The organism is Rhizobium sp. SVR5-2C, from assembly GCF_056755115.1.
Window position 1 is genome coordinate 1 of record NZ_JBNDHT010000492.1, and the last position, 248, is coordinate 248.

1 protein-coding gene is annotated in these 248 nt (G+C 60.5%); it reads right to left on the minus strand.

The features are described 5' to 3' along the window. Positions 1-35 precede the first annotated feature (35 nt). Positions 36-167 (minus strand): hypothetical protein, encoded by a 132-nt coding sequence (locus ACPYOI_RS36645; RefSeq protein WP_481424256.1) that lies wholly within the window; start codon positions 165-167, stop codon positions 36-38. Between the last annotated feature and the right edge of the window lie 81 nt (positions 168-248).

Consider the following 248-nt stretch of genomic DNA (forward strand, 5'->3'; position numbering starts at 1 on the left):
CACCGAGATCTACACTCGACTAGTCGTCGGCAGCGTCAGATGTGTATAAGAGACAGGCTATCGAAGTCACCGTTGGCGTCGGTATCGATATTGTCGGTGTACTGGACAGCCGGGGTGATGGTGAACTTGTCAGTTGCCTTGACGGCGTACCTGTCTCTTATACACATCTCCGAGCCCACGAGACGCGTAGTAATCTGGGGGGGGGGGGGGTGGGTTGGGAGAGAGGGGGGGGGGGGGGGGGGGGGGGG